The following is a 12703-nucleotide window of genomic DNA, read 5'->3' on the forward strand; positions in this document are numbered from 1 at the left end:
CTCCTGTTCTACTCTTCTTCCTTTTCAAAACACAATACATTCCAGGAAAGTGGTTTTAATGATGTTGTCAGTCTGCCATCTGCGAACAAAATATCTTCTTTTTCTTTTGGAAGAACCAAAGATGGATTGTCAAAGCTGCTCGAAGCCTCCAGATCATCCGTATACATCTCGAATTGTTTTACAAACCTGTATCCCTCAAATCCTCTGACATCCACAGTCAGAGAATACTCACTCTCCTCATTTCTATTTAACACAAACAGATTCAGTCTGCCATTCTCACGATCCCATGCCGATGCACTGTCCACATAAGGAACATTTTCTTTTCCCCTGTACTGGGATGTATCATCGATCGCATATCCCGGCATATCATAGGTCTCACATTCCACGCTTGTCTGCATGGATGTTCCCTTTGCATACTCCATCAGCTGCGACAGTGCATAATAAGATGCTGATCTCCACACATGGTCATGGTCGGAAGAACAGAGTGCTCCAAGTCCTCCTGTCATGCAAGCAATCTTCACACGGTCTGCATGTCTTAAAAATGCCATCTGAATTGAAACCATTGCCAGCATCTGCAGCATATCTCCTCCCGGATGTTTTCTGTCCGGCATCTGATCTGGATCATGAAGCACATATTTTCTGTCCGGATCAAACCGGTAGTGGGCTCTTGTCATATTGTAGACACCATAGCCCGGATGCAGCTCGGCATTTGGCCGGATCATGGCTCCGTACTCGTCAAAAGAGAGCATCATTTTTTTCGGTGAACGCCTCTTTGCTGCAATCACATCACAAAGTGCCGCCTCGGTGTCAATAAATTCCTCATAATACAGGGAACCACCCAGTAATGCCTTAATATCTCCCGGAGGCGCACTGTGATAGTGGTGCATGGACAGATAATCCACCGAATCATAGCACTGTTCGAGCACGGTCTCTTCCCATTCCGGATAGTGATCCATAAAGATGGCAGAGGATGCGCAGACAGCAGTCTCTATCGTCGGATCAATCCACTTCATCACTTTGGATGTCTCATTGGCAAGAACTCCGTAGCCTCTCGGATCCTTATCCCAGGAACCGATTTGCCACGGTCCGTCCATCTCGTTTCCAAGATACCAGACCTTCACCCCATATGGCTTCTCATGTCCGTTCTTTTTACGCAGATCTGACCACCAGCTGCCTCCCTCATGATTCGTATACTCAACAATATCCATCGCATCTCGGATTCCTCCTGTTCCGAGGTTGATCGTATACATCGGTTCTGCTTCCACTTTTTCTGCCCACTGTAAATATTCGTCATGACCAACTTCATTTGTAATATACTGATACCATGCCGGATCTAAATGTACTTTTCTCTGTTCTTTCGGTCCGATGGAATCCTTCCAGTCCCAGGCGGAAACAAAGTTTCCACCCGGGAGACGGATTGCCGGCATATCGGTACTTTTCAATGCCTCAATCACATCTTTCCGGAATCCTTGCTCATCCGCTGTCGGATGCTTCGGGTTGTACATCGTTCCATTTACCATTGTTCCAATCGGTTCCAGAAATGTTGAAAATAATCTCGGTGAGATTTCTCCTATCTCAAAGGATGGATGGACTGTAATTTTTGCTTCTTTTTCCATAGTCTTTTCTCCTTCATTTCACTGCCATACCTGTGTCTTGTCCCCGCAAACACATTTAAAATAATTTTCTTAAAAACGCATTCAGGCAATGTCTCCAGAATGTCCAGTCATGATAACCGTATCCTTCGAACACCTCAATCGGGACACCTGCCGCCAGTACTTCTTTCTCGTTCTTAACCGTCGACTCATAGCTCCATTCCTGCTTTCCACATGCAACAAAAAGCATATGAAACTGCTTTCTGAATGCTTCCGGATTCAGTAATACTTCTGTATAATCCACCTCATCGTCCCTGATCACAAGACCACCGGAAAAGATGCCTGCCCAGCCGAACAATTCCGGATAGGTAAATACGATTCTCTGCGTCTGCATGCCTCCCATGGAAAGCCCTGCTAATGCCCTGTAATCTTTGTCTGCAATAGTCCGGTATCTGCTGTCAATATACGGGACACAGCTTTCCGGAAGCTCCTGCAGAAATGCGCTCATAGAATGGTGATATTCACCATTTTCCGGGAAGGCATAGCCAGTATTCATAACTACGATCATTTCCTTCATCTGCCCTTTTGCAATCAGGTTATCCGCGATATTGGCAAGCTTTCCCTGCCAGATCCAGCCAACCTCATTCTCGCCGCCCCCATGTTGTAAATAGAGAACAGGATATCGTTTTTCCAGATGTTCCTCATAACCTGCTGGTGTGTATACATAACACAGCTTGGTTCTCCCGGTACTATTAGATTTGTAATATTCATAATGAACCGTTCCATGTGGCACCTGGCGGATTCTGTATTCTTCAAAATCCTCCTCCGGCATTTCCAGATAGTTCACAGCCTGAAAGCCGCCGTAGCCAACCGGCGCATTGCAGTCCACCGTGTTCGCGCTGTTTACTATATAGTTATAATAGTGGAATCCTTTCTCAATTCCCGTTACCTCTGCTGTCCACCAGCCATCCTCTCCTTCTTCCATAGGATAGCTTTTCATTCCCCACAGATTCAGCTCCACATCATGCGCACCGTCTGCCCGCAGATAAAATCTGGCGGTTCCAGTCTTCCCATCTGTCACCTCTGCGCCCGGATGTTCTTCCCGGTATCTGCCACACGGTCTGCCTTTCTCATCAAATGCATGAATCAGACCTTTGTGGATCGGATCAGACATTAGCATATGCTCTGCAAAAGTCTGACGGTCTAATTGCTCTTTGGATAGCTTTCTCTCTTCATAAGGAAAAACTGGTTCACTTCCATCCTCTGGCTCCTCTTTCTGGAATACTAAGGATGCAAAGTCCCTAAAGCTCTCTCTCCACACATGCCATTCATGATAGCCCTCATAGCTTCGCTGCCCTCCGGCTGCCCCGAGCTTTTCAAACTGATCCGTATATATTTTCTGTTTTTTATCTAAATCCTTCTCCCCTTTTCCTGCCGTCATAAGAACGGTCTGCATCGGATACTCTGCAAACTGTGCAAGAATCCGTTCTGTCTCTTCATCCCTGACCCCTGAGAATACTCCCAGATGTCCGAACAGATTCTGGAATCTCGATACGATCTGGGTTGCCTGCGCCGACCCAAGGGAAAGTCCCGCCATTGCGCGGTGCATCCGTCCTTTTTTCACGCGAAAAGTATGTTCCATATATGGAATAACATCCTCTGTCAGTTCCCTTCCAAAGTCACCCGGGAAAAAAACAGCCTCCTCATCATCTCTAAACGCGTAACCGCTGCACATAACCACGATCATACCCTTGCATTTTCCTTCTGCAATGAGATTATCCATAATAAAATTCAGTTTGCCGTTCCACAGCCAGCTTGTCTCATCCTCTCCCACTCCATGCTGGATATACATAACCGGATATTTTTGATCTATATTCTCTCTGTAGGAAGGCGGCAGATAGACATAACATTTCTTTATGTGATCATTCTGTGTTGACACGTAAGAATGAATCTGCACATCCCCATGCGGTACATCCTTCAGATACCAGAAATCCTGTCCCTCCCGTGGCATTTCAAAAAAGTTATTTGCCCCGAAACATCCATAAGCAAACGGTGCATGTGGGTTCGTCACCTGTACCCCATCTACAAACCACCTGTGATAATGAAAGCCTGGAAGAATCCCCTTTACATTTTTAGAAAACAGTCCGTTTGCCTGCTTCTCCAGTGCAATTTTCTCCGTTCCAAGCGTTCCTCCAAAACCGGAAACTTCTACCGTCTCTGCTTTTGGTGCTTCCATTGTAAAGGTAACACTTCCATCCTCCTCAACCTTGGTTCCCCAGAAATCTTCCTGATAACAAATACAATCTTTGCCATCTATCTTTTTCATTTCTGCTTTTTTATAAATTGGATCAAAAAAAAGCGGATACATTGTCAGTGCCTGATTGTTTTTCATTTTCATCTCCTCCTTCTGCTCTCTTTAGCTATTTCGTTTTAGCATATTGTAAAAATAATAGCGGCAATATATTTCCATATTTTTTACCGCCGCTGTTATTTTGTATTGTTATTTATAATTTTCTTCCTGTTCCAGACCGCTGCTTTCCCGAATCTGATAAATTGGCAGCAGCTCCCTCCGGATTGGAATATCCATCCGGCTCTCTCCTGCCAGAATTAAAATATCTAATGCACTCTTTGCCATTTCCTGTGACGGAATATCCACAGAAGACAATGCTGGTCTATTATACCGGAGTAGTGGAGAGTTCTCAAAAAATATAATCCTCAGATCTTTCGGGACACAGATTCCGACATCCCTGCAATATGCCATTATCCCTGTAGCAAGCCTGCAGTCGGCTACAAGCCACGCGGTCGGAAGTTCCATATCTGAAAGCATCTGTTTCGCTGTCTGATATCCAATCTCATAGGAACTCTTCTCAATCCTTGGATTCCATTCTTCCTTCGCCACAACATCATGACTCCTGCACCCAAACAGGAAACCTGCCTCCATCAGTCTCTCTGCTCTTCCTGTTTTCTCAAATCCCAAAAAGGCGGCAGATTTCACTCCGGAAAGGTTCATACATGCCGCACATTCTTCACCTGTCCGGTAGCTGTCCATCAGCACACTGTGATAGATCTGGCTGTCACGTCCGATAAACACAATCGGAATCGTGATCTCCCTCTCTTCCAGCGCCTTCTGCTCTTCCTCGTTAAGTCCACAGATCATGGCTCCACTGAAGCGGTTGCTTGACAGCATATCCATATATGTCATGAAGTTCCCTGGTTCATATGCCTGGACAACCAGTTCTATCTTCAGCTCTTTCAAATCAATTGTCTGAAAGATGCCTTCCAGGAAACGCCCGAGACGTGAGTTTAGATTGTCACGCCTCCAGAACAGTGCCAAAACATATGGTGCCTCCTCGTTAGCTGCCTGTCTCAATCTTCTCGCATAAATATTGGGCTGATAATTAATCTCTTTCGCCGCATTTAATACTTTCTTCTGCGTCTCTTTTGATATTCTTACCTGGTCTCCTCTGCCATTCAGCACAACAGACACTGTGCTCACGGAAAGTCCCAGTTTATCCGCAATATTCTTAATCTGCATCTTGGACGCTTGTTTTTTACCCATATCAATGCCTTTCATCCTATTTTGAACTATTTTTGCCTTATAACTGAGCCTACCATATCTAAGATTCTTTTGTCAACCCGACAACCGGCTGTTTTTCCTTCGTTTTAGCAATGGCATCCGGCTGTCCTCTCTTTCTGAAAAGACCGGATGCCATTGCTTATTCACTGCTTATCTGTTTGTTTTTTATTTTGCTGCTTTTCTTGCATCGATTACTTTCTGATATTTTTCCATATCAAATTTCACAAGATCATCCCATCCGATACCGGTAAGAGTCTCTTTTAAGTTTTCCCATAATGCATCGAATTCTGCCTGGTCTGCTGCAAAGACCATCTTCCAGGATGCATTTGTAATTTCCTTTCCACACTGACTTCTGATCAGCGCAATATCTGTTGTATCACTTTCAAGAACAACATTTACATTTGCAACCGTCTTTAATAATCCGTTCTCCTCAAAGTATTCTGTCTGTGTATCAGTGCCATATTTTTCTGTCCAGTCAACATATCTCTGGTCCTTCGGTTTTTCAAGATTAGTGCTCCAGTAGCTCATGCTGTAAGGCTCATTATTATTCGGATTAACTGCCATGTTAGATACAATGTACTGGTTCAACTGACATTTTCCATCATTGTAGAGACCGCCGCCCCATTCATCCGGAAGATTCTTCTTACCTGCTACATAAGCTACAGAGTCATCTGTCTGTGCATAGCGTCCTGTTCCTTCTTCAATGGTGTAGTTGACACCAGCAATACCATCCCACATGTAACTGATTCCTTCCGGACTTGCCATCCAGTCAAATAACTGCATAATTTTTTCTTTTGTTGCATCGTCTACGCCAGAACCAATGCCCCATACGCGGCCTGAGCCATAATAAGAATCTGCTACCTGATAAATATTAAGGTCTTCAACAGGAACATTCACAAATCCTTTTCCTGCTGCTTTGTCTTCATCGGAAAGATTGATACCTGCAAGGTTCATTTCCCAGTTGTACCATAATAAGTACTTTCTGTATGCACGAAGCTTCTGCTCGTCTGTTGTGGTCCAGTCCTGAACAGAGGAATCCGGATCGATCAGCCCTCTCTGATTTGCCTTGAAGAAGAACTCAAGCATCTTGTAATATGCACCGTTCTCATCAATCAATGGCATCATACTGTTGTCATTTCCAATTAATACAGACTGATTTACTTCCTGCCCATACCATTTTGCGGTCTGGCAGATATTTTCCATACCGAATCCATCCCAGTCTTTCCAGAGGGAAATCGCATATGCTTTGTCACCAGCATCGTTGGTCGGATGTGCTTTCTGCATCTGCTCTAAAACATCCAGAAGATCATCCAGGTTCTTTAATTCCGGGCATCCAAGTTCTTTGTAGTAGTCCCATGGAAGGCATGGTGCTGAGAACGGAGTCGACTGTGAATATGTCTCTGGTGAAGTATTCGTCATCTCGGTAGGGATTCCCCAAATCTTACTTCCATCTCCAACCTGCGCATTGAACGCCTCAATCTGTGTCTTATACTCTGCTAAGTTTGGATAATTCCAGATATCATCCGTAATATCCATAACAAGTCCTGCTTCTACGCAGTCCAGATAATCTGCATTGTCCAGAAGAATGATATCACCCAGCTTTCCGGAGCTGCATCGCGTCTGATAAAGTGCTGCCGCATCACCGGATGTATTCGGTGCAAAGATATTCAGTTCCAGACCGAACTTCTCTTTCACAAGGTCGCCAAACCAGCCTGCCTGCATGCCCTGATAGTTTGCCGCAACATCATAGACTTCGATGGTTGTCACATCCCCTGATGCCTGTGAGCCTCCCTCTTCTGTTGCAGCTGTCTGGTTCTTGTTGTCCCCTGATGAAGCCTTTCCATTTGCTCCGGAATCTCCTCCACAGCCTGCAAGAACTGTACTTGCTGTCATGGCTGCTGCCAGGCCTAAACTAATTGTCCTTCTCCATTTCATAATACATATCCTCCTTTTGTTTTTCTACAATAGCCCCCTATTGTGTGTTGAAGTTTATGAATTTTTTCTCAACCCTTCACTGCGCCGATCATAATTCCTTTTACAAAGAAGCGCTGGAAGAATGGGTATACTAATAGAATTGGTGTTACGACCAGAATAGTTACTGTCATACGGATGGAAGTAGCCGTCTGCGTCGTTGCAAGCATCTGCTGGATTGCTTCACTGGAGGTTCCGGAAGAAACAATCGTTGCAAGTGAGCTTGCCTGGTTAATATACTGGTACAGAATAAACTGTAACGTATATAACTTTGTGTCTGTTACAAGAAGCAGCGTATCCTGGAAAGAATTCCACTGTCCTACTGCCGCAAAAATTGCAACCGTTGCAAGAATCGGTTTAATAATCGGAAGAATAATTGAGAAGAACACCTTCAATGTTCCTGCTCCGTCTACTTCTGCTGCATCCTGCAGCTCCCTCGGAATTGATTCCACATAAGTCTTCGTCAGAATAATATAAAAAGGCGATACCAGCGTCGGCAAAATATATCCGAGGAAATTATTCGTCAGATGCAGATTATTCATTGTAATATACCATGGAATAATTCCTGCATTAAAATACATAGTCAATACTACGAACCGGTACCAGAGTTTCCGTTTCCACATGGTTTCTCTTGTGAACATATAACCGAGGAAGCCGGCTAACAATACCGTACATGCCGTTCCGATCAGCGTTCTTGCAATGGAAATCTGTGCTGCCTGCAGCAGTCCCGGAATCTTGGTTGCATCCAGATAATTTCTGAAATGGATCTGCTGCGGCCAGAAGATAATCTTTCCTTTTTCACTCAGATCGTTAGCACTGATCGTATTGATAAAAATATAGTAAAATGGATAAATACAGATCAGGGAAAACAATGCAAACACAATATAAGTAATCACGCTGATCAGTTTATCAACCGGACCGGCATTTTCTTTTATTTTTCCATTCTGTTTCATGTTCATATCCTCACTTCCATTTAAATAAATCCATCACCACGCAGTACTTTAGATAGCGTATTGGCACCACATAACAAAATGACGCTGATCAGACTCTTAAGCATACTGAGTGCAGTAGATACAGAATAACTTCCACTTCCCATTGCCAGATTGTATACATACAGATCAAGTACCTGGATAGTATCCATATTAAATGCATTCTGGAATACATAGTACTGTTCCATTCCATTGGAAAGGAAATTTGCGATATTAAGCATTAATAATACAAAGTATGTTGGCAGTAAGCTCGGAATCGTAATATTCCAGATCAGTTGCATTCTTGTTGCCCCGTCCACTTTTGCTGCCTCATATAATTCTGCATCAATCCCTGAGATTGCTGCGATATACATGATTGCTGACCATCCAAGGCTCTTCCAGGTACTCCACAGCCACATTTTCAGCCATATATGATTGGAAGACTGCAAGAAAGCGATCGGTTTTTCAAGTACTCCCATCTGTATCAGTAAGCTGTTTGCCATACCTGTACTGTTGAACATACAGTAGCAGATAGAAAATACCAGTACCCAGCTGATGAAGTTTGGAAGTGTCGTCACGGTCTGGACAAATTTCCGGAATGGCATACACTTAATCTCATTCAGAAATACGGCAAAAATCATCGGCAGCCAGGAAAATAAAATGGTCAATCCACTCATTGCAAAGGTGTTTCTCAAAACCATCAGCGTCTGCTTAATCCTCACCGGATTGTCTACCAGATACCGGAACCACTTCAATCCTACAAAGTCATCCATGCTAAGTGCTTTTGGCGGTTTGTAATCAAAAAACGCGTATGCCCATCCATACAGTGGATAATAAGCAAATATCGCAACCAGAATAATGAAAGGCAGAATATAGAGGAATTCCCGATACCCTCTCATCTTTTTCTTATTTGTAAAAACTTTCATTCAGCTACCCCTCCTATTTTCTCCTCAGTCCAATCTGTTTTCTCTCCGTACATTTCTTATGTTGCTATTATATGCTATTTCGTTTTAGCTGTCAATAGCTTATTCATTAGAAACTATTTTCAAACTGCCATCCGGAAGTCTTCTAAACTGTTTTACATAATTCCATCCAAGCTCAGGATCCTTATCTGCTACCTCATGTCCTTTGTCATGCATCATCGCCAGATTATACAGATTCACTGGATGCTCTTCATCCGAGTAAAACCTCTGAACGTCATAGTAATGTTCCGGATGTCTGGCAGAAGGCCGGATTCTCTGCTGAATCTGCCCCGGCACACCGCATCCACTCGGATCAGGTTTGGAAAGATCCGGTGTCTCTTCGATCCGAATATGATTATACGCCTTCCAGAAATCATACTGATGCTGTTGGGAGCAATGATAATAAATCGGATAAGAAATTTCCCGGGAACCATAGGTATACCATACCGGCATCCGGTAATCGTATTCTTTCTTTTTCTCCATCGCAAGACCAAACAGATACTTATCCTGTTCTGTAAGTTCACTGGCACCATTTCTGATTCCCGGCCAATTTGAGTCAATATGACAGATAGCTGCGATCAGTTCCGGGTGGAGCATTGCCACTGCCTGCGCCTGTCCTGCTCCATTGCTGAAGCCTGACAGGTAGACTCTTTCCGGATCAACTGGATAGTGTTCTTTCATATATTGGATCAATGCAACTGTATACCCGATATCATCTGCTCCATCCGGTGCTAAAAAGCTGTTCCACTGTGTTCTGTCTGTTCCCCACGGATACACAGTAATAAAGCCTTCCTTCTCCCCCAGTTCATGAAAACGGCTCATCTGTGCGGCTTCCTCCGGGTTATCCGATCCTCCATGGAAAAAGAGCATAAGTGGTACCCTTCCTGACGTTCCATCTTTCACACCGGAAGGTACATGCACAAACCAGGTATGCTTTACCTTCACCTTTTCCTCTAACCTGTCATCATCCAGATAAAGTTCAAACCCGGCTTTTTTCATGTCCGGTTTTGGTTCCACATCTCCATACACAGAGGTATTGGTGCGCCTGGTCACGGAAAATAGTTCTTCCCATACCCGGTTCACCAGTTCTTTGGAAAGCTGCATATTCTCTGAATTCATGACACACTGAGATGGATTTCTTTTATTTCTTGTCACTGTAATCTGATCTGCCGTCTCTTTCCATTCTGTTTCATTAACAACATTGAAATAATTCTGTGTTTTCCTGTCACTGTCCACCAGAAAAGCCGGTACTGCAGCATTCACCGCCTGATATCTGGCTTCCTCACATAGCCTTCCACCCACTGCAAAAATTGCTGCTATATTCTCTGCCACACAGGCTGCAAGCGTGCATACCATATGCGCTCCGCTTCCGGTACCGACTAGATACCTGGTGTCATTCATCGGATGCCAGACACTCAACATAGCTTCATAAGTTGGAATCCCGTTCGGCCGTGTTGCAAGAGGCTTATCATCTTCCTTTGTCATTGCATCCTGAAAATCATGAAAAGCTGTCAGATCATCTGTCTCTCCGGAAAAATCATAATTCCAGCGCCCGTTTTCCGGATTCGGGAATGAAAGAATGATTTCCTGTTCCTCCGCGAGTTTTTGCATGCCAAGCTCATCTAAAAAATACCGTACGGATGCTTCGTCTTCTCCATCACGTAATATTGTAATGCTGCAGCGTTTGAATGCTGTCCTTCTTTCCTGTTCCGGAAAATACAGATACATACTTCTTCCGATCTTTTCCAGCTTCTTATATACTAACCCCATCTTTTACCTCCTCTGTCTGTGCAGGTTCGCTAAACTATTTTCCGTTTGTAACTGCTAAAACGTCGTAGCTTAACTATAGTTTCTTTTTTCTATTCTGTCAATCTATTTTTTTGAATATTCATCTGTTTATTTCATCTTTTGCGACTTTTTTCCTGTTTTTCTTCTTTATTTCCATTTCTCTTTGCGTAAGTTTTTTTGCCATTAGAGCTATTTCGTTTTAGCTTTTTATTGACATACTGTATCCGCAATGTTAAGATTGTTTTATCTTAAACAGAATTTTAGGAGAGATGAGCAAAACGAATTGATTTAAAAGTTGGATTTGGCAGTTAGCTTTTGTAAATCGGAAAGAATGGGAATTTATGACATAGCAAAGCTGACGTAAGTCCAGCACCTACGCAAATGGGGAGATATGAATAGCTCTTTATTATGCGATTCGCTTTACAGCTTTAAGCTTACGATAGGATTGCCCTGTGCCGGTGGTGATTGCCGCAACAGCAACCGCTAACAGACTTATATGGGCAATTGTATTCAAGTTGGTAACAGATGATTTATTTCTTACCCACATACGTTCCTGCCCTGTATTTTTGAAACGTGAATTGTATCTTTCACATTCTGTACGAAGAGAGTAATTACTTTTGAAATATTTGCTGTCTCTGTCGACGGAGAGTCTTAAATCATCGGGAATGGTGATGTATTTTGTACAGCCGCGATGCTTCTTGCCGTTGTAAAAATTTTTGTGATGGCAGGGACAATCAGCGTCTTTGCTTGATTTTAGTGGGCAGCAGAATTTTTGGCGTGTACATCCATTATCAGAAAATTTACCATCCTTCCACATGGCAAGCCCGGCATCGCAGACAGGATTTCCCTGTGGAAGAAGTTTTGGATTTTTGGTGGATCGTTTGTTTAATGGAATAATACATTCGCCTTGGTAGAGTTCCTGTACCTGATTATAGATATTTTTAACATCATAGCCTTTATCAGCAAGGAAGGTACATTCGGTTATCGGCAGAAAGGTATGTGTGTCAGCCAAAATATCAAGCGCAACAGTGGAATCATGGACATTGGCGGTAGTGGTCAGTTCATAAATGGGAAGACCTGAAATACAGTCAACAAGGACGTGGTTTTTGTAACCCCAGTAGAATTCATACTTTTTCTCGTTTGTTTGGTTAGAAGCAGTATGTACGCCAAGTTTGCAATCAGTATCTGCTTTGGGCTGGTTATCAGGCTTAAATTTGTTGGATAGAAAAGATTTAGGATTATTCTGTGAAGTGTTTGCAGCAATCGGAGTAGAGTCCAAACCAATAAAAGATGTATCAACAATACCTTGTTTTGAAAGATAAAGAACCTGGGATTTCATAATGGATGAAAGTACATCGTTATCAAGCTGTTTTAGAAAACGATCAAACGTCCAGTAAGAAGGCAACGGAGCAGAAATATCAAAACCGCAGTAATGGGCGATTAGAAGGTTGTTGTTAAGATAATCAACAAGATCCGTAATCATTGAAAAGCCTTCACATTTCATAACGATAAACGAACAAATCATGGCATGATTGGAAAAGCCTTTTCGTCCGGTTTTAGAGAATTCAGGGACAAAGGATAAATCGAGATTCAGAAAAAGTGAATCGTAAAACTTTGCAACTGGTTGTGAAGTGAAAAGACGGATGTCTTTCAAAATTTCTTGACGATAGATAACAATCAGCTCCTCTCGGTGAATTGATTTTGACAACTTAATTATACCATTTGGAGCTGGTTGTTACTATAAATTTGGAGTGATAAAAGAGATTGCCATGCCTCGCAAACATGCATAAATACTGAGTATGTGGAGTTTTGCTCATGGCTACAGAATTTTAGTAATAAAGAGGT

8 protein-coding genes are annotated in these 12703 nt (G+C 43.1%); all 8 read right to left on the reverse strand.

Annotated features, from left to right (window positions below; translation table 11 throughout):
- Positions 1 to 8: 8 nt before the first annotated feature.
- Positions 9 to 1616: an alpha-N-arabinofuranosidase gene (locus RIL182_RS20730; protein WP_015521716.1), complete on the reverse strand. Its 1608-nt coding sequence runs from the start codon at positions 1614 to 1616 to the stop codon at positions 9 to 11.
- Between the two features lie 55 nt (positions 1617 to 1671).
- The gene (locus RIL182_RS20735; RefSeq protein ID WP_242655515.1) at positions 1672 to 3984 is read right to left on the reverse strand and encodes an alpha/beta hydrolase-fold protein; all 2313 of its coding nucleotides are present in this window, start codon (positions 3982 to 3984) and stop codon (positions 1672 to 1674) included.
- Positions 3985 to 4092: 108 nt separating this feature from the next.
- Positions 4093 to 5151: a LacI family DNA-binding transcriptional regulator gene (locus RIL182_RS20740; RefSeq protein WP_015561081.1), complete on the reverse strand. Its 1059-nt coding sequence runs from the start codon at positions 5149 to 5151 to the stop codon at positions 4093 to 4095.
- Between the two features lie 183 nt (positions 5152 to 5334).
- Positions 5335 to 7104, reverse strand: a complete 1770-nt coding sequence (locus RIL182_RS20745) for a type 2 periplasmic-binding domain-containing protein (RefSeq protein WP_006856512.1) — start codon at positions 7102 to 7104, stop codon at positions 5335 to 5337.
- A 68-nt stretch (positions 7105 to 7172) separates the two neighbouring features.
- Entirely contained in the window at positions 7173 to 8099 is a 927-nt protein-coding gene (locus RIL182_RS20750) for a carbohydrate ABC transporter permease (protein WP_006856511.1), read from the reverse strand.
- 14 nt (positions 8100 to 8113) lie between these two features.
- The gene (locus tag RIL182_RS20755; protein ID WP_006856510.1) at positions 8114 to 9034 is read right to left on the reverse strand and encodes an ABC transporter permease subunit; all 921 of its coding nucleotides are present in this window, start codon (positions 9032 to 9034) and stop codon (positions 8114 to 8116) included.
- A gap of 99 nt (positions 9035 to 9133) precedes the next feature.
- Positions 9134 to 10840, reverse strand: coding sequence for a PHB depolymerase family esterase (locus RIL182_RS20760; RefSeq protein WP_006856509.1), 1707 nt, complete (start codon positions 10838 to 10840; stop codon positions 9134 to 9136).
- A gap of 424 nt (positions 10841 to 11264) precedes the next feature.
- Positions 11265 to 12566, reverse strand: a complete 1302-nt coding sequence (locus RIL182_RS20765) for a transposase (RefSeq protein WP_006857610.1) — start codon at positions 12564 to 12566, stop codon at positions 11265 to 11267.
- Positions 12567 to 12703: the final 137 nt, after the last annotated feature.

The sequence above is a fragment of the Roseburia intestinalis L1-82 genome, from assembly GCF_900537995.1.
GTDB lineage: Bacteria > Bacillota > Clostridia > Lachnospirales > Lachnospiraceae > Roseburia > Roseburia intestinalis.